This is a genomic window from Pseudomonas sp. Xaverov 83, assembly GCF_019352905.1.
Lineage (GTDB): Bacteria > Pseudomonadota > Gammaproteobacteria > Pseudomonadales > Pseudomonadaceae > Aquipseudomonas > Aquipseudomonas yamanorum.
Genome location: NZ_JAAAFU010000016.1, coordinates 24,899 through 49,497, shown reverse-complemented (window position 1 = coordinate 49,497; position 24,599 = coordinate 24,899). Strand labels below are relative to the sequence as shown.

Genomic DNA, 24,599 nt, shown 5'->3' with positions numbered 1-24,599 from the left:
CAGGCGGGGCAGAGCCCTTTGCTTACTTTGGGGCTTTTCCAAAGTGAGTCGCTGTAAGAGCGAAACCATAAGCAGCCGTTACCTAAATAATGGATATTCACTCCACCGCTTAGCTCAACAAAACCACCCCCCCAGGCAACTCCGTACACTTGGCCCCATACGCATCGCGAATCAAAAGCGCCACCCCCGCCAACTGATGCAAACTAAACCGCGCCTGCACCCGCCGCTTGCCCAGCTCCGCATTCATCAGCAGCAACATCCCCGGCCGATAGCGATTAATCTCATCCACCACCGTCGCCAAGGTCGCGTTATCAAACACCAACACCTGCTCCCGCCAGGCCACCACCGCCTGCACATCCACCGCCACCGGCTCACCCACACCGCCAGCGTCATAAGTCAGTTGCCGCCCACCCTCAAGCCGAACCGTACGCCCACCCACAGCCACCAACAGCGCCCCATCAATGCACGTCACACACACACTGTGATCCGTATTGCGCACATTGAACCGCGCCCGAGCCGCACTCAACCACCCTCCACCGGCCTGAACCTGGAGCGGCATCGCCGCATTGGCAACCACCTCAACCTCCCCCTCCACCAACTCAATCCCCCCCTCACGCCGACTGATCCGCGTCTGGGTATTGAGCTCCAGCCGAACCCCCTCACCCAACTCCACCCGCCGCTGCTCCCCAACCTCGGTGCGATAATCCGCCGTCAACCCGGCAAACCCACCCGGCACGGTAAACCGCACCATAAACACCGCCGCCGACGCCGCAATCGCCCCACCCAAAAACGCCCGCCGCCCAAAATGCCGTGGACGGGAAACCTGCTCGGCGGCCGTAGCCAATTGCTGCCACAACACCTTGGCCTGCTCGAACGCCCGGGCATGTTCCGGACTCTGGGCGCACCACTGGCGCAACGCTTTGGCATCCGCAACGGTGGCCCGGCCCGAAGTCAGCAGCACCAGCCAGTCACGCGCTTCATCGTGCAGGGGGCTGTCTGGGGTATTCCGGGCAGCGGAGAAGTTAAAAATGTTCAAGCGCGCAGGTACTCAACGGATTATCAGGGACTCAATCACTAAGACGGTTTTCCGGCCCCGGGACCGAACCGCTGGATCACTTTTCTTTCAAGGCGCTGCGCGCAGTGGCCCAGCCCGGCCTTGATTTCCTTTTCGACCATGCGCGTGGAAATCCCGAAACGCTTGGAGATTTCCAGGTGCGGCGCCTCTTCCAGGCGCGCAGCGATGAGGATCTGGCGCCGCCGCGCCGGCAGTTCGTAGAGGGCCTTGAGCAAGGACTGGATTTCCCGCTGGCCACCCACCACCCGCGAGGGGTCCTGGGCTTCATCGGCTGTCTGCAGCAGCTCTTCGACTTCACTGCCGGTCAGCAGCCGCGCATCCGCCTGGCGTCGGTCGGCGGCGATGTTCAGGGCCATGCGGTACAGGTAAGCATTGGGTTGCGCCAGGTTCGGCGGCACGTCCATGCGGTCGACCCGCAGGTAGGTTTCGTGCAGCACGTCGTTGGCCAGGTCCTCGGACCCGAGGCGCTTGCGCAGGCGTACCTTGAAGTCCTCGTAGGACGCCAGGAACAGGCTGACCATCGTGCTGTGGCCGGTGTCTTTCATGCCCCGGAAACTCCTTCCCCTGCTGTGCATTCCATGCGTGTTCCTGTTGAATCGGGCATCAAAAGTAAGGTCACCGGCAAGCGCAGTGAACTGGGCGCCGGGCGTTCGACACGGGTGGCGCCCAAGCCGCGTACCAGCGCTTCGTCACGCTGCAGGTCACCGGTGGAGCTGACCAGGCGGCTGTGTTCGATCACCCCGTCACCGCTGACCCACACCTGCACCAGCGCGCGGTAACTGCCGGGGCGGGTCAGGGGCGAACGGCACAAACTGCGCTCGATCGCCTGCTGCAAGGCCGTGGCGTAGCTGTTGTTGATCCGTGCTGCATGGCCGGCCTTCAGTCCCCGCGTCGTTGCCGGCTGGCTGACCTCGGGGACTTGCAGGGTGAACGCATCGCTGCGGGCATAACGCGCCATCAAGCCACTCCCTGACAGCAGCAGGCCCAGGGCTTGCTGCGCGCTGTAGCGGCCATGTACACCGATGGAACGCCGGCCCCGGGTCAATTCGCGATCCACCAGCACCGCCATGCCGGTGGCACGGCTGAACGCTTGGAGGGCGTTGTCCAGGTTCTGGGCAGGCAGGTCCAGGATCACTTCGGCGCGCACGCTTTGCGCCAGCCCCAACAGCAGAGCCAGGCAGCAGCCCGCGCGCCTCCAAGCCCCCCTGCTCAGCATCGCAACACGTCCGACATAGCCTACAAAACCGTCATCCTGAGGCCCGTTTATGAACCTGATGTTACGGTGCCAGCAAAAAAAACATCACGGTGACGGGCAGCCCGCTGCACTACACTTTCGCCCCATACCCGCCCATTTCCCAAGGCGCGCCAGGAGGCACCGATGAACCTGTTCCCGACCCTCGCCAGCCTGTTGCTGTGTGCAACCCTGCCGCTGATGGCCCACGCCGAAGGCACACCCGGTGGCTGCGCCGAGGTCAATGTGGATGGCTACAAGGCGCCGGACTATGGCTGCCTGAGCCAGCAGATGGGCAACAACCCGGACGCCGCCAAGGCCACGCAAAAGAACCAGGAAGCGCAACAGGTGCCCATCGAAAAACGCAAGCCGAACCAGATCGGGCTCTCTACCCCGGCGGCGACCAGCGTGCGCATGGGCAATACCTTTGGTACTTCGGTGAAACCCCAGCGGCCTTGATCTCCGCGGTCCCCCTCCTGCGTACCCGCTCGAAAAAAAGCCATTGTGTTATCGCGATTGCCGATGTTATGTTTCTAACAGACATCAAAATCATGAAATCTGAGTAACATCAATGACCGGTCTCCGCGAAAACGTCATGGATAAAAACAGCTTCCAGCGCACGCTGGAACAGCAGTTCCCGACGCTGACGCCCACCGGCAAACGCATCGCGACCTACCTGCTGGGCAACCTGCAACAGCTGCCGTTCGAAACCGCCGACAGCATCGCCCAGCAAGCCGGCACCACCGGGATTTCAGTGGGGCGTTTTTTGCGCGCCTTGGGTTATCGCAACCTCGATGACGTCAAGCAAGGCCTGCGTGGCGACCCGCAAGCGTCCTGGCTGATCACCGACCGCCTGGGTGCCTTTCGCCAGGAGAACGATCAGGAAGACGCCCTCGACCGCTCCCTCAACCGCGAGATCGAAGCCATCCAGCACGTCTATGGCCTGGCCCGCAGCCAGGGTTTCGCCGACATCGTGCAGCACATCGTGGACGCCGACGCCGTGTTCATCCTCGGCATCCAGTCCACCCGGGGCATCCTCAACGCGTTCCACAGTCACCTGGAATACATTCGCCCCAAGGTCTATTACGTCGACGGCCTGTCGGGGATCTACGCCGAAACCCTGAACTCCGGTTTTGAAAAACCCTACGCCATCACGGCGGACTTCCGCGCGTATTCGAGCATCACGCCCACGTTCTGCGAGACCGCGAATGCCCAGGGTCTACCCTTGGCGCTGATCACCGATTTGCAATGCCCCTGGGCCCGGGACTACGACCTGGACCTGCTGCAACTGAAAACCGATGTCGGCCAATTCTGGGACTCCATGGCCCCCCTGACGTGCCTGTTCAACCTGATGGTGTCTGCCGTCGCTGACCGCTACGGCGAGCGACTGGATGCACGCCTGGCAAAAAACCGCGCCCTGCAACAGGCCTTCGGCCAGTTCGAATCCTGACCCTGGAAAGGAAATCTTTGAGTGAATACCAGCCCATTGGTAGAAATCGCCCCACCGGAATACCCGGTACAGGTCGACCTGATCTACGCCAGTGCCGACAACCTGGCAGGCACCGTTATCTACCGCAACGCCCGCTGCCTGCTGCACACCGAAGCGGCGGCCTGCCTGCGCAAGGCAAGCCTGTTGGCACGCCAGGCCGGCATGACCCTGCTGATCTACGACGCCTATCGGCCGGCCTACGCCCAGCAACTGCTGTGGCAAGCCCTGCCCAACCCGGACTACGTGCGCGACCCGCGCCTGGGCTCGCATCACACCCGTGGCGTGGCCGTCGACCTGACACTGATTGATGAACACGGCATACCCCTGGACATGGGCACGGCGTTTGATGCCATGGAGCCCAAGTCCCACCAGTTCTACCCCGACCTGCCGCCGCAGGTGCAGCGCAACCGCCTGCTGTTGCTGGGCATCATGCTCGGCGCCGGCTTCAAGGCGATTGCCACCGAGTGGTGGCATTACGAATTGCCGGATGCCGAACTTTTCCCATTAATTGAGGAGTCACACTGATCACAAGGACCGTAGCATCACAATAATTAGCAGCACCCTTTAGCTCCAACTGCCCGGTTATAGATTTCATAAAAATAAACCAACCCGCTTTTTCCTCTAAATAATCAAGGAAACCGGCATGACCCCAAGCAACCGCAAGACCCTCGCACTCTCCCTGCTGTGCGCCGCCCTGAGCCTGGGCGCGTGGCAATCGGCAAGTGCCGCCGCCCCCAAAGACACCCTGATGATCGGCAAGGCCGCCGACCCGCAAACCCTCGACCCGGCCGTGACCATCGACAATAACGATTGGGCGGTGACGTACCCGGCGTACCAGAAACTGGTGGCCTACAAAGTCGAAAACGGCAAGGGCAGCACCGAGGTCAAGGGCGACCTGGCCGACAGCTGGACCACCTCGGCCGACGGCCTGGTGTGGGACTTCAAACTCAAGCCCGGCAACAAGTTCGATGACGGCGCCGAGGTCGACGCCAACGCAGTGAAGTTCTCCTTCGACCGCGTGATGCAGCTCAAGCAAGGCCCGTCGGGCGCGTTCCCGGATGACATGAAAGTCACCGTGGTCGACCCGCTGACCGTGCGCTTCACCCTGACCAAACCCTACGCGCCCTTCCTCTACACCCTCGCCCACAACGGCGCCGGCATCATCAACCCGGACGTGGTGAAACAGGGCGACGTCAACGCCTACCTCTCCACCCACACCGCCGGTTCCGGCGCGTTCCGCCTGACCAACTGGCAGAAAGGCCAGAGCCTGACCCTGGAACCCAACACCTACTACGCCGGCGCCAAGCCCGCGCTGAACAAGGTGGTGATCAAGATCATCAGCGAAGCCTCGGTACGCCGCCTGCAACTGGAACGCGGTGACCTGGACATTGCCGAAGACATGCCCCAGGACCAGCTCACCAACCTGGCCAAAAAGAAAGACGTGGTGATCAAGGAGTTCCCGTCGCTGCGGGTGACCTACCTGTACCTGAACAACCAGAAAGCCCCGCTGAACAACCAGAACGCCCGCCAGGCAATCGTTGATGCGGTGGACTACAAAGGCATTGTCGACGGCATCCTCAAGGGCCAGGCCAAGTTGATGAACGGACCGATTCCCGCCGGCATGTGGGCCAATGACCCGAGCCTGCCAATGATGAAACAGGACCTGGACAGCGCCGGCGCCAACCTGAAGAAGCTCCCGACAAAAATCACCACCCTGAACTACATGTACTCCGACAAGGACCCTGACTGGGAATCCATCGGCCTGACCCTGCAAGCCAGCCTGGCGCCGCTGGGGATCAACCTGAAGATGGAAAAACTGGCCAACGCCACCATGCGCGAGCGCCTGGGCAAGGGTGACTTCGACGTGTCCATCGGCTCATGGGCGCCGGACTTCTCCGATCCCTACATGTACATGAACTTCTGGTTCGACTCGTCCCTGCAAGGGCTGCCGGGCAACCGCTCGTTCTACAGCAACCCGGTGGTGGACAAGCTGATTCGCGACGCGGCGGCCAACAACGACACGGCCAAACGCACCGAGCTGTACCAGGAAGCCCAGAAGATCGTGCTCAAGGACAGCGTGTACGCCTACCTGTATCAGAAGAACTACACCCTGCCGATGCGTGATTCGGTGAAGGGTTATGTGTTCCATCCGATGCTGGAGCAGGTGTTCAACGTGGCTGAGATCAGCAAGTAACACGCGATCAAATGTGGGAGCGGGCTTGTGTGGGAGCTGGCTTGCCTGCGATAGCATCACCTCAGCCTGCCTGACAGACCGAGGTGCCTGCATCGCGGGCGAGCCAGGCTCCCACACAAGCCAGCGCGCCTGGATGAATGCCGTCTGTCCTGTGTTACCGAGGAGCCCTCATGGCCTTCCTGAATATGTTGCGCAAACGCCTGTTCGGCCTGATTTTGGTCGTCGTCGGCGTTTCGCTGATTACCTTTTGCATCTCTCACCTGATCCCGGGTGACCCGGCACGCCTGATTGCCGGCGACCGGGCCAGCGACGCCATCGTCGAGAACATCCGTCATCAACTGGGCCTCGACCTGCCGCTGTACCAGCAATACGGCCGCTACATGAGCGACCTGCTGCACGGCGATCTCGGCACATCGATCCGCACCAGCCGCCCGGTGCTTGAAGACCTGAAAGCCTTCTTCCCCGCGACCCTGGAACTGGCGGTTGCCGCCCTGTTGCTCTCCGTATTGGTAGGCGTGCCGCTTGGCGTGCTGTCAGCGGTGTATCACAACCGCGCCATCGACCAGATCGCCCGAACGCTGGCGGTCACCGGCATTTCCACGCCGGCCTTCTGGCTCGGCCTGGGCCTGATCGTATTGTTTTACGGCCAACTCGGCTGGCTGCCCGGCAGCGGTCGGCTGGATGAAGGCCTCGAACCGCCCCGCACCATTACCGGGTTCTACCTGATCGACTCGCTGCTGGCCGGCGATATCCCGCTGTTCCTGAATGCCCTGGAACACCTGATCCTGCCCGCCGTCACCCTGGGTTTCGTCAACCTCGGCGTGGTCGCCCGGCAGATCCGTTCGGCGATGCTCGACCAGTTGGGCGAGGACTACATCCGTACCGCCCGTGCCTACGGCCTGTCGCGCTGGGCGGTGATCCTGCGCCACGCCCTGCCCAATGCGCTGATCCCGTCGATCACCGTGCTCGGCCTGACCCTCGGTGACCTGCTGTACGGCGCCGTGCTCACCGAAACCGTGTTCGCCTGGCCAGGCATGGGCGCCTATGTGGTGAAGTCGATCCAGTCCCTGGATTTCCCGGCGGTGATGGGCTTCGCGATCATGGTGTCGTTTATTTATGTGCTGCTGAACATGCTGATCGACCTGCTCTACCGGGTGGTCGACCCACGCATCGGCGAGGTGAACTGAGATGACCGCACCCGTGACCATGCCCGTACCGGTGCCCCTCGAGCAACGCCCCACCTGGCGTGCGCGAATGGAGTACCTGGGCTATCAAATACGCCGCAGCCCGCTGACCATCGCCGGCCTGACCATCACCTTGATCGTGCTGATCTGCATGGCCTTCGCTCCGTGGCTGGCCAGCCATGATCCCAACGCGTTGAACCTGGCCCAACGCCTGGCCGAGCCCTCCGCCGAACATTGGTTCGGCACTGATGAAGTCGGCCGCGACCTGTTCAGCCGGGTGCTGTACGGCAGCCGCCAGTCGGTGGGCGTCGGCTTGTTCGTGGCGTTTTCATCCTGCCTGGTGGGCGGGCTGCTGGGCTGCCTGTCGGGGATCATCGGCGGGCGTTTCGACAGCCTGATCATGCGCCTGATGGACATCATGCTGTCGGTGCCGTCCCTGGTGCTGATCATGGCGCTGGCCGCCGCCCTGGGCCCGAGCCTGTTCAACGCGATGCTGGCGATCACCGTGGTGCGCATTCCGTTCTACGTGCGCCTGGCCCGCGGGCAAGCCCTGAGCATTCGCCAGATGGGCTACGTCAAGGCGTCCCAGACCTTCGGCGCCGGGCGCTGGCACATCGTGTCGTGGCACGTGGGCCGCAACGCCATGCCGCCGTTGCTGGTGCAGCTGAGCCTGGACATCGGCAGCGCGATCCTGATGGCCTCGGCCCTGGGCTTCATCGGCCTGGGCGCGCAACAGCCCACCGCCGAATGGGGCGCGATGGTTGCCACCGGGCGCAATTTCATTCTCGACAACTGGTGGTACTCGACCTTTCCGGGGCTGGCGATCCTGGTCACCGCGACCGGTTTCAACCTGCTGGGTGACGGTGTTCGTGACCTGCTCGACCCACGGCAACAGGGGAAATGACCATGTCCAGTCCGGCAGTCCTTGCCATCGATAACCTGAGCCTGGAATTCCCGGCTTACCGTAACAACGTCCAGGCACTCAACGGCGTGTCGTTGCACGTCAACCCCGGCGAAGTGGTCGGCGTGGTGGGAGAGTCCGGCTCCGGTAAATCCGTGACCGCCATGCTCAGCCTGCGCCTGCTGCCGGAGCGCAGTTACCGGATCACCGCCGGCAGCTTGCAGATGCTTGGCCGCGACATGCTCGGCGCCAGCGAAAAAGAGCTGTTGCAGATTCGCGGGCGGGACGCGGCGATGATCTTCCAGGAGCCGATGACCGCGTTGAACCCGACCCGGCGCATTGGCCGGCAGATGCTCGACGTGATCATCCACCACCAGCGCCTGAGCAAAGCCGCCGCCCGCGCCAAGGCCATCGCCCTGCTGCGGGACATGCACATCGCCGACCCCGAGCAAGTGCTCGACAGTTACCCTTTCGAACTGTCCGGCGGCATGCGCCAGCGGGTGATGATCGCCCTGGCGTTTTCCTGCGACCCGCAGTTGCTGATCGCCGACGAACCCACCACCGCCCTCGACGTCACCGTGCAACGCCAGGTGCTGTTGCTGCTGCGGGAAAAAGCCCGGGAGCGCGGCACCGCGATCTTGCTGATCACCCACGACATGGCCGTGGTCTCGCAGTTCTGCGACCGGGTCTACGTGATGTACACCGGCGCGGTGGTAGAAGAAGGCCCGACCGCCCAGGTGATGAGCGATCCGCGCCATCCCTACACCCAAGGCCTGCTCAGCGGCTTGCCGGAACAGGTAAAGCCCGGCGACGACCTGCTGACCATCCCCGGCCAGGTGCCCAACCTCGCCGCCCTGCCCTCAGGCTGCACCTTCCGCGAACGCTGCCCCCAGGCCATGAGCCAATGCATCGAGCGCCCGCGCCTGAACCTGATCAACCCTGTCGGCACCCGCAAAAGCGCGTGCTGGCTGACTGCCGGGGAGTCGGTGTAATGACAGTGCCTCAAGATTCACTGCTGGCCCTGCGGGATGTACGGGTCAAGTTCCCGGTAAAAACCGACTGGCTGGGCCGCCCGCGCGGTTATGCCCACGCCCTCAACGGCATCGACTTGCAGGTGCGCCGTGGGGAAACCCTGGGGATTGTCGGCGAATCCGGCTGCGGTAAAAGCACCCTCGCCCAACTGTTGATGGGCCTGGTCAAGCCCAGCGACGGCGAAGTGGACTGGGTCTATGAAAGCGCCCGGGAACGCCATCGCCATGTGCAGATTGTGTTCCAGGACCCGCAATCGTCCCTCGACCCGCGCCTGCCCATCTGGAAAATCATCACCGAGCCGCTGTTCGCCCTCGGCGATACGCCCAAGGGTGAAATGCGCACCATCGCCGCCAAGGTCGCCGCCCAAGTGGGCATCCGCGCCGAATACCTGGACCGCTACCCGCACCAGTTTTCCGGTGGCCAGCGCCAACGCATCGCCATCGCCCGCGCGCTCGCCTCCAACCCGAGCATCCTGGTGCTGGACGAACCGACCTCGGCCCTGGATATCTCGGTCCAGGCGCAAATCCTCAACCTGCTGGCCGAGCTGCAACGCCGGCTGGGGCTGACCTACATCCTGATCTCCCACAACGTGTCCGTGGTGCGGCATATGGCCGACCGGGTGGCGGTGATGTACCTGGGGCAGATTGTGGAACTGGGGTGTGCCGAGCAAGTGCTGGAGCAGCCGAAGCATCCCTACACCCAACTGCTGCTGGAGGCCGTCCCCAAGCTGGGGGTGGCACTGGATGATGCCTACGTCAGTGCGCCCACCGAGTTGCCGGGGAACCGGGTATTGCCGGGCGGGTGCTTTTTCCTGGATCGCTGCCCGCGCCGCACCCAAGGGTGCGAACGGCCGCAGCGGTTGACCGGTGGGATGAGTCAGCAAGTGCGGTGTCATCTGGAGCATCCATGAACCGCACCTGCCGAGGCCTCAGGGTGTAGGTGCCATCCCCAGTGTTGCCGACGCAACACTGGGGACTGCGACTGGACTGCCGCTGGCGACAAAATCCTCTTTGCGCAGCACCAACAAAGCAATCAACGACACCGCCCCGGTCGCCACATAAAAGTACCAGGGTGACGTGATGTCGCCGGTGACCTTGATCAGCCAGGTGGAGATCAGCGGCGCACTGCCGCCGAACACCGCCACCGGGATGTTGTACGCCACCGCGATCCCGGTGGAGCGAATGCGCGTGGGCAACAGCTCGCTCATCAACGCGTACGTCGACGAGGCATACAGCCCGAACAGAATCGCCACCGCCATCAGCGGCCAGAAGAACGAGGCCGGCGTGGCCGTGGGCGCCGATTTGAACATCCAGAACATGGCCAGGGTGGCCAGCGTGCCGATCACCAGCAAGAACGGTTTGCGCCCGTATTTGTCGGTGAAGGCACCACCAAACGGCATCACGAATGCCGCCGAGAAGCTGGCGACGAAGACGTAGAGCAAAGTGGTGCCGCTGTCGAACTTGAGGATTTTCGACATGTAGGTCGAGGCGAAGGTCAGCACGAGGTAAAAGATCGAGCTGTGCAGGGTGATGATGAAGAACACCAGGGCGATCGCCCGCTTCCACTGCCAGACTTCACGCAGGGGCGCCTTGGAGGTTTCACCGGCGCGTTGCAGGGCCAGAAACTCGGGGCTGTCTTCCAGCTTCAAGCGGATGTACATGGAGATCATGCCCAGTGGCGCGGCGATCAGAAAGGGAATGCGCCATGCCCATTCCTGCATCAAATCGGCGCCCAGGATCCAGGTCATGCCATTGGCGACCGCACCGCCGAGCAACAGGCCGAGCACCGCCGTGACCATCAGCCAGCAAGTGGCAAACCCGCGGCGGCCGGGACCGGCGTATTCAGAGATAAAGCTGGTGACAGTGCCAATCTCGCCGCCGGCCGAGAAGCCCTGCACGCAACGCACCAGGATCAGCAACACCGGCGCGGCGATGCCCAGGGTTGCGTAAGTCGGCAACAGCCCCAGCAGGCAGGTCGAGCCGGTCATCATCACCAGGGCCATGATCAGGGTTTTGCGTCGACCGATCTTGTCCGCCAGCGGGCCGAAAAACAGCCCGCCCAGAGGCCGGATGAAGAAGCTCAGGGCAAATGCCGCAAAGCTCGCCAGCAGGCTGGTGGTGGGGTCGTCGGAGACAAAAAACGCCTGGCCGATGTAGACCGCCAGAAAGCCGTAGACGCCGTAGTCGTACCACTCGATCAAGTGACCGGAAGTGGCACCGAGAAACGCACGGCGCCGCTTGCGGGCCGTGTCTTGCTGTTGAATGCCCATCGATGGGACTCCTTGTCTGATGTCTATCCATGAAAAGCGGGGTCAGTGAGCGGCGGTGATGCTCTGCTGTTTCAGCCACGCCCGCAAGTCGGTCTTGAGGATTTTGCCGTAACTGTTCTTGGGAAGCTCGTCGCGAAACACGTATTTCCTGGGCTTTTTGAACGAAGCCATGCGCTCGATAAACCAGGCACCCAGTAGCTTTTCATCGAGGGTTTGCGCGCCGCGGGTCACCACAAAAGCAACCACCGACTCGCCCCACTGCGCATCGGGCTCGCCCACCACGCACACTTCAAACACATCGGGATGCTGGGCCAAAACCTCTTCCACTTCACGGGGGTAGACGTTGCTGCCACCGGTAATGATGACGTCCTTGGAGCGATCCGTGAGGGTCAGGTAGCCGGCCGAATCGAGAAAACCGATGTCGCCGGTCAAGAGCCAGCCATCCACCAGGGCCTGGCGGGAGGCCGCTTCGTTGCGCCAGTAACCCTGCATGACGGTCGCGCCACGCACGGCAATTTCACCGCGCTGCCCCGCCGGCAGGGGCTGGTGATCGGCGTCCAGGATGCGGATTTCCATACAGGACTGCGCCTGGCCAACGGAGGCCGCCAGGGTCGCCCAGTCCGGGCGCTGCCGTTCGGCGATCAGTGCGCGGGACAGCACGCTGATGGTCATCGGGGTTTCGCCCTGGCCGTAGATCTGCACCAGGCGCGGGCCGAAGGTGTCGACGGCCTCTTGCAGGTCCGCCAGGTACATCGGGCCACCACCGTAGACGACGGTCTTGATCCCTTCCCCGCCATAGCCCTCGCGCCGCGCCTGTTCCACCATCCGCTTGACCATGGTGGGCGCGGCAAACAGCGAGACATTGCCCAGTCCGGCAGCCAGCCCGAACAACTCGCCAGCGTCGAAACCACGGGACTCAGGGACCACGTGCCGTGCACCGCAGCGCACATGGATAAAGTTGTAGAGCCCGGCGCCATGGGACATCGGCGCGGCGTACACCACCGCGTCATCGCCGCTGACCGGGTCAACATCCGTGGGGTAACACAGCGACATGGCAATCAGATTGCCGTGACACAGCATCACCCCCTTGGAACGCCCGGTGGTGCCGGAGGTGTAGAACAGCCACGCCAGGTCCTGATCCGCGCGGCGGCAAGGCTGATCCAGCGCCGGGCCGGCGAACGCGGTCGGCAAGACACGCCCATCCCACTCGATACAGCCTTCAGGCAAAGCCCCGTGCGCAAACACCTGGCCGCCGTCGGTAAAGATCAATCGCGCCTGGGCGTTATCGGTAATCCAGGCCGCTTCCGCCGGGTGCAATTTGCTGTTGATCGGCACTGCTACACCGCCGATCCACCAGATGGCGTAGAGCAGTTCCAGGTACTCGCAGCAATTCTTCATCAGCAGCGCCACATGATCGCCGGGCACCAGGCCGTGCTGGTCGACCAAGGCGGCAGCGCGTTGCCGCACCCGTGCCGCGAAGGTCGCGTAGTCCGCCACCTGGCGAGTCCCTTCGAACAACGCAGGTCGTTGCGGATCACGGCGTTGGGTGTCGTGCAGCCAGTTGGCAATATTCATCTCAGTACCGCCGTGCTTGCAGCACCGAGGCGTAGTTGGCCACGGCCATGCCGCCCATGTTGAACACCAGGCCGAACTCGGGATTGGGCACCGACAGGCCGATTGCCTCCCCCGTCAGTTGCCGAAATGCCAGGGCATGCATCGACACGCCCGTGGCGCCAACCGGATGCCCCTTGGCCTTGAGCCCGCCGGACAGGTTCACCGGCAAACGCCCTCCCGCCCGCACGGAGCCGTTATCCAGGGCACGATGCCCTTCGCCCTTGGGCGCAAGGCCCATGGCTTCGTAGATCAGCAACTCGGCGATGGTAAAGCAGTCATGCACCTCGGCAAAACTCAGGTCTGCCAGGGTTACATTGGCCCCACGCAACGCCGAGTGGATCGCCCGCTGCGGGCCCTCAAACGCCAGGATGTCGCGCTGGGCGATCGGCAGAAAGTCGTTCACCTGGGTCATTGCCCTGATCTGCACATCACGACGAAACGCCCGGGCCCGCTGGGGCGAGGCCAGGATAATGGCCGCGGCGCCGTCGCTGATCAGCGAGCAGTCCGTCAGGCGCAACGACGGCGCCACCAGCGGATTGCCCTGGGAGACGTTGTTGCAGTATTCGAAATCCATCACCCGGTGCATCTGCGCCAAGGGATTGGCCATGGCATTGGAGTGGTTCTTGGTGGCGATGGCCGCCATGGATGACAGCGGGCAATGGTAGCGCTCGGCGTATTGGCGGGCCGCCATGCCGAACAGTTGCGGAAAACTCAGGCCCGCCTCGGCCGGATCATTCTGATAGCCGGCACCGGCCAGCGCGTGGGTCACCTGCGCGGTGGTGTTGTGGGTCATCTTTTCGGCTCCCACCACCAGCACCAGTTCGGCGCTGCCGGACAGGATGGCATTGACCCCCGCCTGAATCGCTGCCGAACCGGATGCGCAGGCATTTTCACAACGGCTGGCAGGCGTGAAACGAAATCCCGGGTCGGCTTGCAGCAGCAACGAGGCGGCGAAACCGTCGGGCACCATCCCCGCGTTGAAATGCCCGAGAAACAACGCGTCGATTTCCGACGCATCAAGGGCGGCATCCGCCAGGGCTTCGCGGGTGACCTGAACGATCAAGTCTTCCAGGGTAGAGCCTTCCAGGCGGCCAAACCGTGAGTGGCCGGCGGCAACAATCGAAACGCAATCAACGGGCATGTGTATTTTCTTCTGTGCTTGGTGCGGACATTCCTTAGAATGACCCACCGAACAGCCCCCTTGCCAGTTCGTGCAACTACTTACATGGATAAGTAGCGTGGGCCGGATACCCCCTGAGGCAGGATGCCCGATGAGCGTTTTCGCACACCAACTCCAAGACATCGAACGCCTGGCGTTCAGAGTGTCCCCGGCCCCACAGCTGATCACCAGCCACCGGGTGATACTCGATTGCAACGAAGCCTTCCTGCAGCTGTTCGGCTACCCGCGTGAAGCACTGCTCAACCAGTTGACCCTGTTGATCTACCCCTCCCAGGCCGACTATCACGCCATCGGCAAGCGCAGCCATGACTGGTTGCTCGACAGCAAGAACGGCTCCTACTCCGATGAGCGCTTCATGCAGCACCACAGCGGCGAAGTGTTTTGGGCCAGGTCCCACGGCTACACTTTGACCCCGCACGACCCTTTCAAGCTGATGGTCTGGCACTTCGAGCGCCTCAACCGTACCCACCAGGGCACGGACGACCTGACGCCCCGGGAGCGGGAAATCGCCATGCACATCGTCAACGGGCTCAAGTCCAAGGAAATCGCCCAGCGCCTGGGTATCTCCCACCGCACCGTGGAGGTTCACCGGGCACGCCTGATGAAAAAGTTGCAGGCGAAGACCATTGTCGAGCTGGTATCGAAAATTATCCGGGTGGGCTGAAGCACCTGGCTTGAACCACAGAGGATTACCCCGCCGCCCACACCGGCTGGCGTTCAAACTCCTCGAACAACTCCAGGATCGTCTCCCTGACTTTCTGCACCGCGTTGCTCTGCACCGCCGTGTCCGGCCAGCACAGGGACAGTTCACGGGTGAACAACCGGTGATCGATCCGCGCCAGCTTGAGTTGCTGCTGCTCCAGCTCAACATGGGCCGCCGCCCACGGCAAAATCGTCACCCCCAACCGCGCCTGCACCGCCGAGAACAACAGGTTGGTGGAGTTGGCTTCGAACTCCACCTCAAACGGCAACCCGGCTTCCTGCATGGCGGCCTCGACACGGCTGCGAATGGTGTTGGGTGCACACGGCAGCACCAGCGGCATGTTCGCCAGCGCCTCGATGCTGACGGGCATGTCCGCCAGGGCAAACTCCGGCCACGCCACCAGGTACAGGGTTTCGGTGAGCAAGCGTCGGGACGCCACGCTCCGGGTCGGCACCCCGTCGACAATCACCGCCATCGCCACCCGCCCCACGGTAATCAGCCCACCCAGGTCGGCGCTGGGAGCGTCGATCAGTTCCAGCTTGATCCCCGGATAGCGGCTGCGGATGGTGCGTGCCAGGGGAATCGCGAGCATCCGTGCGGTACTCGATGGCATGCCGACCGAGACCTTGCCCTGGGGATATTCGGCGTCCTGGCGCAGCAGTTCGCGGGTGCCGTCGGCCTGGCGCAACAGCTCGATGGCATGCCGGTACAACGTCTGGCCCGCGGCGGTGGGCACCACGCCCTGCACGCTGCGCTCGAGCAGTTGCATGTCCATGTCCCGCTCCAGGTTACGCATCTGCTGGCTGATGGCGGGCTGGGCAATGTGCAGCGCCTCGCTGGCGCGGGTGATGTTGGCGCACTCGACCACTTTGACGAAGTAGCGCAACTGGCGCAGGTCCATGGGAGCCTCCCCAAAAAAATCGACTCTATATAAAAATCCGATGGGACCAAAGGAATTTCATATTTGTTGCTTATGTAGGACCGGCATAGATTGATTTCACAATAAACGAAGCGCCTCGCCGCGCTTCTATAGGCCCGATCAGGGTCAATGGGAGGTCGTCATGTCCAAAGCGTTAACCGCATCGGCAACGAGGGTAAAACCCCACAAAACACCGCTGTCCCGCGAGCAGATTCGTGGCTTCTGGGCGGTGTACCTGGGCTGGGTCCTGGATGGTGTGGATTCGGTGATCTTCGCCCTGGTGCTGATTCCCGCCCTGACCGAGTTGCTGCCCAATTCCGGGCTCGCCCCCACAGCGGCGAACATCGCCATGTATGGCTCGATCATGTTCGGCCTGTTCCTGGTGGGCTGGGGCCTGTCGTTTATCTGGGGCCCGCTGGCCGACCGCTTCGGACGGGTCAAGGTGCTGGCCGCGAGCATCCTGGTGTACTCGATTTTTACCGGTGCGGCGGCCTTCTCCGACAACATCTGGCAACTGGCGATTTTCCGCTTGATCGCCGGGATTGGCGTCGGCGGTGAGTGGGCGCTGGCGGGCACCTACGTGGCCGAGAGCTGGCCCGAGGACCGGCGCAAGATGGGCGCCGGGTATCTGCAAACCGGTTACTACCTGGGCTTTTTCATCGCCGCGCTGCTCAATTACACCGTCGGCGCCACTTACGGCTGGCGTGTGATGTTCTTGTGCGGGCTGTTTCCGGCGGTCGTGGCGATCTACACCGCGCTGAAGGTCAAGGAGCCGCAAGCCGTGCGCAGCACACCCAAGGCAGGTGCATCTGCGCCCTGGTGGGAAATTTTCGCCCCGGCCTTTCGCCGTCGCACCTTGACCAGCTCGGCCTTGGTCGGGGTGGCAATTGTCGGTCTATGGGCCGGTTCCGTGTATGAAGCCACCGCCGTGGTCACCCTGGCGACCCGCGCCGGTATCGACCACGTGGGCGCCGTGCACCTGGCGTCGATTGGCGCGGCGGTGCTGTCCCTGAGCACCATTCTCGGTTGCCTGGTGGCGCCCTGGTTGGCCGAACAACTCGGTCGGCGAATGGCCCTGGGGATTTATTTCAGCGGCATGGCGGCGTCGATCATCTTTGCTTTTGGCTGGGTGTTTTACCTGGACGATGGCCTGCACCTGTTCATGGTGTCGCTGGTCTTCCTCGGCTTTTTCGGCGGCAATTTCGCGATCTTTTCCCTGTGGTTGCCGGAACAATATCCCACCCGGATCCGCGCCACCGCATTTGCCTTCAACGCGTCGGTGGGGCGTTTCATCGGCGCCGGCGTCAACTTCCTGCTGGCCGCCGCCATTCATTGGTATGGCTCCATCGGCGCGCCGATTGCCTGGACCGCCGCAGCCTTTGTACTGGGCGTGCTGATCCTGCCGTTTGCCGTCGAAACCCGTCATCAGACATTGCCGCAATAACCCCGACTGGAGAAGCCCATGCAAGCGTTGCAAGGCATCAAGATCATCGACCTCAGCCGCGCCCTCTCGGGACCGTTCTGCACCATGGTGCTGGCGGATCTGGGCGCCGATGTGATCAAGGTAGAGCCCGGGCCGGCCGGGGACATGAGCCGGACCTGGGGCCCGTTCGACCGGGGTACCAGCACCTACTACCTCTCGTGCAACCGCAACAAGCGCGGCCTGTGCGTGGACTTTCGCAACCCCAAGGGCCTGGACACGATCCAGCAGTTGATCGACGACGCCGACGTGGTCATCGAGAACTTCAAGCCCGGCACCCTGGAGAGCATGGGCCTGGGTTATGAGGTGCTCAGCACGCGAAATCCACGGTTGATCCTGGGCAGCATCAATGCGTTTGGCAGCGACGGGCCGATGAGCAGTTGGCCGGGGTTCGACCAGATTGCCCAAGGCTATTCCGGGCTGATGAGCCTGACGGGTTTCAACGAGGGCGATCCGACCCGTACCGGCACCGCCATCGGTGACCTGACTTCGGGCATGTGGCTGGTGAGTGCGGTGCTGGCGGCACTGCTGGAACGCGAGCGCACCGGGCGCGGCCAGCACGTCAACACGTCGCTGCTGGCCAGCCTGGTGGGCCTGCTGAGTGTGCACGGCCAGCGTTACCTGAGCCTGGGCGATGTGCCTCGGCGCACCGGTAATGCCCATGCGGTGATTGCACCCTACGGCGTGTTCCAGACCCTGGATGGCCCGTTGAACCTGGCGCCGATCACCTCGGCGATGTGGGGCCGGTTGTGCGTGTTGCTGGACCTGCCCGAGCTGCCGGACGACCCGCGCTTCGCCAGCAACGAAGCCCGGGTGGAACGCCGGGATGAGTTGAAAGCGATCCTGGAAACCCGCCTGAAAACCCGCGGCAAGCGTGACTGGACCGAACGCTTTATTGCCGCCGGATTGCCTGCCGGCCCGATCAACACCCTCGACGAAGTGTTCGCCGACCCGCAGGTGCTGCACAGCCAGTTGACCCGCACCCTGAACCATCCCAACCTGGGTGCGTTGCGCCAGGTCGTCACGCCGATCTTCAGCGACGCCGCGCCGACCGAGCTGCAACGACCCCCGCCGCTGCTTGGGGAGCACAGTGTCGAAATCCTCCAGCAAGCCGGTTTCGACCCGGCCTCGATCCAGGCCTTGCTCAAGTCCCATGTCATCTTGCAAGCCACGCACCCCGAACACGCCACAGGAGTCGCACCATGACCGTCAACGTTTCCCTCACACTGCTCGACAAGCGCATCGCCCGCCTGGTGTTCAGCAACCCCAGCCAGCGCAATGCCCTCAGCGCGCAACTGCTCAACGGTCTCGACGAAAGCCTGGTCGCCCTCGCCGCCCAGGGCGTCGGCGTGGTGATCCTCGGCGCTGAGGTTGGCCATTCGGTGTGGAGCGCCGGCCACGACATCGGCGAAGTGGCGCACGACCGCGACCCGGTGGCCTACGGCAAGCCGCTGGAGCAAGTGCTGCGGCGCATCCGCGCCTACCCCGGCGTGGTGATCGCGGCGATCTCGGGCTCAGCCTGGGGCGGCGCCGTGGACCTGGCCATGAGCTGCGATATGGTGGTCGCCGACCACAGCGCCAGCTTCGCCATGACCCCGGCCAATATCGGCCTGCCCTACACCACCAGCGGCCTGCTGCGGTTCTTCAACAACCTGCCGATTCACGTGCTCAAGGAAATGTTCTTCTGCGCCCAGAAGCTCGACGCCGAACGCGCCGAACGCTTCGGCGTGATCAACCGCTTAGTGGCCACCGACGCCCTGGAAGCCACCGCCCTGGAGATAGCCCGGGGCATCGCCGCCAAGGCACCGTTGGCAATCCAGGCAGTGAAGGAGCAACTGCGTATCCTCGAAGACCTGCAACCGATGCCGGTACAGGCCATGGAGCAGATCGCCGAACTGCGACGCCAGGCCTGCGAGAGTGCCGACTTCGGCGAAGGGTTGGCGGCGTTTGCCGAACGGCGACCGCCGGTGTTTGAGGGGCGCTGAAGCGTTATTAACAAAATTTTCATGTTTGCGCGGCTATGATCCGCCACCTCGTTGGGGAGTAGCCTGCTTCGGATTCTCGAAGCGTTCGTATCAACATTCTCGGCAACATGCCGTGGTGCGAACACCATTTTGGTTGGTGAGACCAGCGACACATCCATGCCTAAAGTCGGGCGTGTGGTTGTGTCGTTGACTCATATAGCCCGACTGGAAGTCTTACCGTGAACCCCATTTCCCTCATCCTTCTCGCCCTTGCCATGTCCACGGACGCCTTTGCGGCGGCCATCGGCAAAGGTTCCAGCCTGCACAAACCCCGTTTGACCGAAGCCCTGCGGGCCGGCCTGATCTTTGGTGTGATTGAAGCCATCACGCCGATCATCGGCTGGGCTATCGGCCAGGCCGCCACCCGCTGGGTGGAACAGTGGGACCACTGGATCGCCTTTACCCTGCTGGTAGCCTTGGGCCTGCACATGATCTACAACGGCTTGAAGGCCGATGATCCAGAAGAAGAGAAACCGAGCCAGCACTCGTTCATGATTCTTGCCGTGACGGCGTTTGCCACCAGCATTGATGCCCTGGCGGTCGGTGTGGGCCTGGCGTTTGTTGACGTGAATATTCTGGTGGCCGCTGCGGCGATCGGCTTGGCGACCATGACCATGGTGACCATCGGCATGATGCTCGGCCGGGTGTTGGGGACTGTGGTGGGCAAGCGCGCCGAGATGGTCGGCGGCGTGGTGCTGATGCTGGTGGGTGCGACGATTTTGTATGAGCACCTGTCGGTCTGACCGACGCATAACAAATGTGGGAGCTGGCTTGCCTGCGATAGCGGAGTGTCAGTCAGCAACGATGTTGACGGGTACACCGCCATCGCAGGCAAGCCAGCTCCCACACTGGATCTACTGGAACTTATGGAGCGTATTTCAGGCCGCGTGTTTTTCTTTCTTCAAACTCTCGATGTCGATCACAAACCGATACTTCACATCGCCCTTGAGCATGCGCTCGTAGGCTTCATTGATGCTCTGGATGTCGATCATCTCAATGTCCGAGACGATCCCGTGCCTGGCGCAGAAATCCAGCATGTCCTGGGTTTCCTGGATGCCGCCGATCAACGATCCGGCCAGGCTGCGGCGCTTGAAGATCAGGTTGAACACAGTCGGTGACGGGTGTGGGCTGTCCGGCGCGCCTACCAGGGTCATGGTGCCGTCGCGCTTGAGCAGGTTGAGGAAGGCATCGAGGTTGTGGGACGCGGCCACGGTGTTGAGGATGAAGTCCAGGGAGTTGGCAACCTTGGCCATTTCATCCGGGTTCTTCGACACCACTACTTCGTCGGCTCCCAGGCGCAGGCCGTCTTCGCGCTTGTTCGGCGAGGTCGTGAACAGCACCACGTAGGCGCCCATGGCGTGGGCGATTTTCACCGCCATATGCCCCAGGCCACCCAGGCCGACGACGCCGACGCGCTTGCCCGGCCCGACCTTCCAGTGGTGCAGCGGTGAGTAGGTGGTAATGCCTGCACACAGCAGCGGCGCGACCGCCGCCAGGTTGCTCTCGTCGTGGGAGATGCGCAGGACGAACTTCTCCTTGACCACGATATTGTCCGAGTAGCCGCCGAAGGTGTTTTCGCCGCCAAACACCGGGCCGTTGTAAGTGCCGGTGAAGCCGTTTTCACAGTACTGCTCTTCGCCCTCGGCGCAGGATTCGCAGTGTTGGCAACTGTCGACCATGCAGCCGACGCCGGCCAAATCGCCCACCTTGAACTTGCTGACATTGGCGCCCACGGCGGTCACTCGGCCAACGATTTCATGGCCCGGCACCGATGGGTACAAGGTGTTGTGCCATTCGTCGCGCACGGTGTGCAGGTCCGAGTGGCAGACGCCGCAGTAGAGGATGTCGATTTGCACGTCGTCGGCCCCGGGGGCGCGACGTTCGAATGTGAAGGGTTTGAGTGAGTCCTTGGAGTCACGAGCGGCGTAGCTGTAAGTCTTGGCCATTTCGTTCACCTGTTTGTTCAGACGGTTGAAGTCAGTTGACCAGCATAGACGCTGAACCGTTCAACCGAGCACGCCCATACAATCCGCACGGCAGCCCGGCCCCTAAGCTGGCGACTTTTCGATCACGCTGAAAAGTGCTGGAGAATGGGCATGTGCAAGAAAGTGACGACGATATCCCTGGCCTTGACGCTGTTGGGCGCGCAGATGATGGGCAGCGCGTTGGCGGCAACACCGAATGTGGCCGTGGCGCCGCAATACGACACCAGTCACGTCTACGTCGCCCCGGCTGACGTGGACCGTTTTGCCCAGAGTTTCCTCGCCACATTCGGCGGAAAAAGCACGCCCCAGGTGGTGGTGAATGTACTGCCGGTGCCCAGCAGCACCACCTCGCAACTCCTGCAGACACCGGCGGGCACGGTGTCGCTGTTCGGCTTCACCACACCTGTCCCGCATCCGTTCGGCCAGGAGCGCAACGGCTACCTGGTCAAGGACATGGACGTTGCACTCAAGGCTGCCCGGGAAAACGGCGCGGCGGTGATTGTCAGTGATTTTCCCGACCCCATCGGCCGTGATGCGGTAATCCAGTGGCCAGGCGGCGTGAATATGCAGCTCTACTGGCACACCAAGGCCCCGGATTACGCGGCGTTCCAGACCGTTCCGGAGAACCGTGTGTATGTCTCCAACGACCGCGCCGACACGTTCATCAAGTCTTTCGTCGGGTTTTCCCACGGCAAGGTCCTGGCCGATGACAAGCATGCCCCGGCGGTGGATATCGGCCAGGCCAGCGGCAGCTATCGCCGCGTTGACATCGAGTCGCCGTTCGGACGCATGGCGGTGCTGGTCACCAACGGCCAACTGCCCTACCCCTTCGGCCATGAAACCACCGGCTACCAAGTGGCCGACCTGACCGACACGCTGGGCAAAGCCACTGGTTCCGGCGCCAAGGTGCTGGTGCCTGCGTTTGACACTAAGGGCCGGCGCAGCGCGCTGGTGGAATTCCCGGGCGGTTACGTCGCGGAGATTCACCAGCTCAGCGGCGCAAAATGATCCGCGGCACAGGCTGGGGCCTGGCGGTGCTGTGGCCGTTGCTGGCCGGCAGCGCCCACGCTGATGATCAACCGACGCGGCCGGACATCAAAGCCAACCGCTGGCAGGAAGACTGGTCCGTGCTCAAGGACCCGACGCTGCGCACCCAACCCCTGGACAGCCTGAAATACATCCCGCTGTCCAGTGCCAACCCGTTCACTTACCTGTCCCTGGGCGCGACCTTGCGTGAGCGCTTCGAGATGAACGACGCCGCCGGTTTCGGCGCGAAGAACGTGGCCCGTGACCAGTACCTGATCCAGCGTCTCCAGATACACGCCGACCTGCACCTGGATGAAAACTGGCGGGTGTTCACCCAGTTGGAGGATGCGCGGGCCTATGACAAGACGACGATCGGCGGCGCCGACCAGAACCGCGTCGACCTGCGCCTGGCCTTTGCCGAATACATCAACACCTTCAGTGCCGGTACGTTCAAGGGCCGCGTCGGTCGGCAGGACTTTGCCTTCGACTTGCAGCGCTTTATTTCTTCACGGGACGGACCGAATGTGCGCCAGTCCTTTGATGCGCTATGGGCTGACTGGGAAACCTCGAACTGGCGTTTTATCGGGATCGCCAGCCACCCGGTGCAGTACCAGGACGAGCGGCACTTCGACGATAAATCCAACGCTGACGCGCAGTTTCACATGCTGCGGGTCGAGCGGCTGGTAGGTGGCAAAAATGAGCTGTCGGCCTATTACGGGGTGTATGAACGCAGCGATGCCCACTATCTGGACGGCGACGGCGATGAGAAACGCCAGCTGTTCGACGCCCGGCTGGGGGGCGCAGCCCTGGGGTTCGATTGGGACATTGAAGCCATGCTGCAAGGTGGCTCAGTGGGCCACAAGGATATTCGCGCCTGGGGTGGCGGCAGCCGCGTGGGCTACACCTTCGACAGCCTGGCCTGGACACCGCGCCTGGGGCTGCAGATGGATATCGCCTCGGGCGACCGCCACGCCGGTGACGGCACGGTGGGGACGTTCAACCCGCTGTTCCCCAATGGCTACTACTTTTCCCTCGCGGGTTATACGGGCTACAGCAACCTGATTCACGTCAAGCCGTCGATCACCGTCAAGCCCATCGCCAAGCTCAGCGTTCAGACCGCCGTAGGCCTGCTCTGGCGGCAAACCACCGCAGACGCGGTCTACACTCAGCCCAACCTGCCGGTTGCCGGCACCGCAGGCCAAGGTGAACGCTGGACCGGCGCCTACGCTCAAGTTCGCACCGACTATGGTTTTACCCCCAACCTCACCGGCGCCGTCGAGGCCGTGCACTACGCGGTCGGCCAAACGCTGCGGGATGCGGGCGGCCATGACAGCAATTACCTGGGGGTGGAACTCAAGTTCAGCTGGTAACCCCAACCAAGCACACCCGTACAAGCGCTGCCTGCGCCTGTTCGACAATAGTCAGCCTTTGCCTTCGTACTCACCCAAGGAGTTTCCATGAGCACTTTACTCACCAAAGACGGCACCGAAATCTACTTCAAGGACTGGGGCAGCGGTAAACCCGTGCTGTTCAGCCATGGCTGGCCGCTGGACGCCGACATGTGGGAATACCAGATGGAGTACCTGAGCAGCCGCGGCTACCGCACCATCGCGTTTGACCGCCGTGGTTTTGGCCGCTCGGACCAACCCTGGACCGGTAACGACTACGACACCTTCGCCGACGATATCGCCGAACTGATCAACCATCTGGACCTGCAGGACGTGACGCTGGTGGGCTTTTCCATGGGCGGTGGCGACGTCGCCCGCTATATCGCGCGCCATGGCAGCGCGCGCGTCGCCGGCCTGGTGTTGCTGGGGGCGGTGACGCCGCTGTTCGGCCAGAAACCCGACTACCCGCAAGGTGTTCCCAAGGATGTATTCGACGGCATCAAGGCCGGCCTGCTGAAGGACCGCGCGCAGTTCATTTCCGACTTCAACACACCGTTCTTCGGCATCAACAAGGGCCAGAAAGTCTCCGACGGTGTACTGACCCAGAGCTTGCAGATCGCCCTGCTCGCCTCGCTCAAGTCCACCGTGGATTGCGTCACTGCGTTCTCGGAAACCGACTTCCGTCCAGACATGGCCAAGATCGACGTACCGACGCTGGTCATCCACGGAGACGGCGATCAGATCGTACCGTTCGAAACCACCGGCAAGGTGGCCGCCGAGATGATCAAGGGCGCCGAATTGAAAGTGTACAAGGATGCGCCACACGGCTTCGCGGTCACCCACGCCGAAGCCTTGAACGCAGACCTGCTGGCGTTCCTGAAACGCTGAACCGACTGCATCACGCT

General features: G+C 62.8%; 24 protein-coding genes and 1 riboswitch. Of the genes, 16 read left to right on the top strand and 8 right to left on the bottom strand.

The features are described from left to right. Nucleotides 1-109: 109 nt before the first annotated feature. Genes K0H47_RS07295 through K0H47_RS07285 form a run of 3 tightly spaced genes read right to left on the bottom strand, consistent with a single transcriptional unit; the run spans nucleotide 110 to nucleotide 2,291 of the window. Nucleotides 110-1,036, bottom strand: a complete 927-nt coding sequence (locus K0H47_RS07295) for a DUF4880 domain-containing protein (RefSeq protein ID WP_063029132.1) — start codon at nucleotides 1,034-1,036, stop codon at nucleotides 110-112. Between the two features lie 38 nt (nucleotides 1,037-1,074). Next, nucleotides 1,075-1,620, bottom strand: coding sequence for an RNA polymerase sigma factor (locus K0H47_RS07290; RefSeq protein ID WP_017475334.1), 546 nt, complete (start codon nucleotides 1,618-1,620; stop codon nucleotides 1,075-1,077). Next, on the bottom strand, nucleotides 1,617-2,291 hold the full coding sequence (locus tag K0H47_RS07285; protein WP_219272284.1) for a secretin and TonB N-terminal domain-containing protein: 675 nt from the start codon (nucleotides 2,289-2,291) through the stop codon (nucleotides 1,617-1,619). The genes K0H47_RS07290 and K0H47_RS07285 overlap by 4 nt, the downstream gene beginning before the upstream one ends. 162 nt (nucleotides 2,292-2,453) lie before the next feature. On the opposite strand from K0H47_RS07285, the gene K0H47_RS07280 reads away from it, so the two are divergent. From K0H47_RS07280 to K0H47_RS07245, 8 genes are all read left to right on the top strand, one after another. Beyond that, complete coding sequence (locus K0H47_RS07280; protein ID WP_063029128.1) at nucleotides 2,454-2,765, top strand: hypothetical protein; 312 nt, start codon at nucleotides 2,454-2,456, stop codon at nucleotides 2,763-2,765. A 136-nt stretch (nucleotides 2,766-2,901) separates the two neighbouring features. Continuing rightward, a complete protein-coding gene (locus K0H47_RS07275) occupies nucleotides 2,902-3,756 on the top strand; it encodes a MurR/RpiR family transcriptional regulator (RefSeq protein WP_063033943.1) in 855 nt (284 codons plus the stop codon). Between the two features lie 21 nt (nucleotides 3,757-3,777). Then, a complete protein-coding gene (gene ddpX, locus K0H47_RS07270; RefSeq protein WP_177027097.1) occupies nucleotides 3,778-4,320 on the top strand; it encodes a D-alanyl-D-alanine dipeptidase in 543 nt (180 codons plus the stop codon). Nucleotides 4,321-4,438: 118 nt separating this feature from the next. Continuing rightward, a complete protein-coding gene (locus K0H47_RS07265; protein WP_219272282.1) occupies nucleotides 4,439-5,989 on the top strand; it encodes an ABC transporter substrate-binding protein in 1,551 nt (516 codons plus the stop codon). A gap of 170 nt (nucleotides 5,990-6,159) precedes the next feature. Then, on the top strand, nucleotides 6,160-7,176 hold the full coding sequence (locus tag K0H47_RS07260; protein ID WP_017475340.1) for an ABC transporter permease: 1,017 nt from the start codon (nucleotides 6,160-6,162) through the stop codon (nucleotides 7,174-7,176). A 19-nt stretch (nucleotides 7,177-7,195) separates the two neighbouring features. Continuing rightward, nucleotides 7,196-8,077, top strand: coding sequence for a D,D-dipeptide ABC transporter permease (ddpC, locus tag K0H47_RS07255; RefSeq protein ID WP_032868129.1), 882 nt, complete (start codon nucleotides 7,196-7,198; stop codon nucleotides 8,075-8,077). Beyond that, nucleotides 8,074-9,066, top strand: coding sequence for an ABC transporter ATP-binding protein (locus tag K0H47_RS07250; protein WP_093208668.1), 993 nt, complete (start codon nucleotides 8,074-8,076; stop codon nucleotides 9,064-9,066). Before ddpC ends, K0H47_RS07250 begins: the two co-directional genes overlap by 4 nt. Then, complete coding sequence (locus K0H47_RS07245) at nucleotides 9,066-10,016, top strand: oligopeptide/dipeptide ABC transporter ATP-binding protein (RefSeq protein WP_017475343.1); 951 nt, start codon at nucleotides 9,066-9,068, stop codon at nucleotides 10,014-10,016. Before K0H47_RS07250 ends, K0H47_RS07245 begins: the two co-directional genes overlap by 1 nt. 18 nt (nucleotides 10,017-10,034) lie before the next feature. On the opposite strand, the gene K0H47_RS07240 is transcribed toward K0H47_RS07245, so the two are convergent. The 3 genes from K0H47_RS07240 to K0H47_RS07230 are packed head-to-tail and all read right to left on the bottom strand — an operon-like array spanning nucleotide 10,035 to nucleotide 14,130. Beyond that, the gene (locus K0H47_RS07240; RefSeq protein ID WP_063029118.1) at nucleotides 10,035-11,375 is read right to left on the bottom strand and encodes an MFS transporter; all 1,341 of its coding nucleotides are present in this window, start codon (nucleotides 11,373-11,375) and stop codon (nucleotides 10,035-10,037) included. Between the two features lie 42 nt (nucleotides 11,376-11,417). Beyond that, nucleotides 11,418-12,950, bottom strand: a complete 1,533-nt coding sequence (locus tag K0H47_RS07235; protein ID WP_177071468.1) for a class I adenylate-forming enzyme family protein — start codon at nucleotides 12,948-12,950, stop codon at nucleotides 11,418-11,420. A 1-nt stretch (nucleotide 12,951) separates the two neighbouring features. Then, nucleotides 12,952-14,130 carry an acetyl-CoA acetyltransferase gene (locus K0H47_RS07230; RefSeq protein ID WP_017475346.1) on the bottom strand — a complete coding sequence of 393 codons (1,179 nt, stop codon included), beginning with the start codon at nucleotides 14,128-14,130 and terminating at the stop codon, nucleotides 12,952-12,954. A 130-nt stretch (nucleotides 14,131-14,260) separates the two neighbouring features. Here K0H47_RS07230 and K0H47_RS07225 point away from each other — a divergent pair, with 130 nt between their 5' ends. Then, complete coding sequence (locus K0H47_RS07225) at nucleotides 14,261-14,833, top strand: LuxR C-terminal-related transcriptional regulator (RefSeq protein WP_063029114.1); 573 nt, start codon at nucleotides 14,261-14,263, stop codon at nucleotides 14,831-14,833. A gap of 25 nt (nucleotides 14,834-14,858) precedes the next feature. Here K0H47_RS07225 and K0H47_RS07220 read toward each other — a convergent pair whose 3' ends face one another. Then, entirely contained in the window at nucleotides 14,859-15,773 is a 915-nt protein-coding gene (locus K0H47_RS07220) for a LysR substrate-binding domain-containing protein (RefSeq protein ID WP_017475348.1), read from the bottom strand. Between the two features lie 160 nt (nucleotides 15,774-15,933). Here K0H47_RS07220 and K0H47_RS07215 point away from each other — a divergent pair, with 160 nt between their 5' ends. From K0H47_RS07215 to mntP, 4 genes are all read left to right on the top strand, one after another. Then, nucleotides 15,934-17,235 carry an MFS transporter gene (locus K0H47_RS07215; RefSeq protein WP_017475349.1) on the top strand — a complete coding sequence of 434 codons (1,302 nt, stop codon included), beginning with the start codon at nucleotides 15,934-15,936 and terminating at the stop codon, nucleotides 17,233-17,235. An 18-nt stretch (nucleotides 17,236-17,253) separates the two neighbouring features. Next, nucleotides 17,254-18,477: a CaiB/BaiF CoA-transferase family protein gene (locus tag K0H47_RS07210; protein WP_219272281.1), complete on the top strand. Its 1,224-nt coding sequence runs from the start codon at nucleotides 17,254-17,256 to the stop codon at nucleotides 18,475-18,477. Continuing rightward, nucleotides 18,474-19,256 (top strand): methylmalonyl-CoA decarboxylase, encoded by a 783-nt coding sequence (gene scpB / locus K0H47_RS07205; RefSeq protein WP_063029110.1) that lies wholly within the window; start codon nucleotides 18,474-18,476, stop codon nucleotides 19,254-19,256. Before K0H47_RS07210 ends, scpB begins: the two co-directional genes overlap by 4 nt. A 41-nt stretch (nucleotides 19,257-19,297) precedes the next feature. After that, nucleotides 19,298-19,464, top strand: a riboswitch (yybP-ykoY riboswitch). A 10-nt stretch (nucleotides 19,465-19,474) separates the two neighbouring features. Continuing rightward, a complete protein-coding gene (gene mntP / locus K0H47_RS07200; RefSeq protein ID WP_063029108.1) occupies nucleotides 19,475-20,038 on the top strand; it encodes a manganese efflux pump MntP in 564 nt (187 codons plus the stop codon). Nucleotides 20,039-20,173: 135 nt separating this feature from the next. Here the strand turns inward: mntP and K0H47_RS07195 are convergent, their stop codons facing one another. Further along, nucleotides 20,174-21,241, bottom strand: coding sequence for an NAD(P)-dependent alcohol dehydrogenase (locus tag K0H47_RS07195; protein ID WP_063029106.1), 1,068 nt, complete (start codon nucleotides 21,239-21,241; stop codon nucleotides 20,174-20,176). Nucleotides 21,242-21,391: 150 nt separating this feature from the next. Between K0H47_RS07195 and K0H47_RS07190 the strand changes: the two genes are divergently transcribed. From K0H47_RS07190 to K0H47_RS07180, 3 genes are all read left to right on the top strand, one after another. Continuing rightward, nucleotides 21,392-22,288, top strand: a complete 897-nt coding sequence (locus tag K0H47_RS07190; RefSeq protein WP_093208641.1) for a VOC family protein — start codon at nucleotides 21,392-21,394, stop codon at nucleotides 22,286-22,288. Continuing rightward, nucleotides 22,285-23,676 carry an alginate export family protein gene (locus tag K0H47_RS07185; protein ID WP_219272280.1) on the top strand — a complete coding sequence of 464 codons (1,392 nt, stop codon included), beginning with the start codon at nucleotides 22,285-22,287 and terminating at the stop codon, nucleotides 23,674-23,676. The genes K0H47_RS07190 and K0H47_RS07185 overlap by 4 nt, the downstream gene beginning before the upstream one ends. A gap of 87 nt (nucleotides 23,677-23,763) precedes the next feature. After that, the gene (locus tag K0H47_RS07180; protein WP_093208634.1) at nucleotides 23,764-24,582 is read left to right on the top strand and encodes an alpha/beta fold hydrolase; all 819 of its coding nucleotides are present in this window, start codon (nucleotides 23,764-23,766) and stop codon (nucleotides 24,580-24,582) included. Nucleotides 24,583-24,599 lie beyond the last annotated feature (17 nt).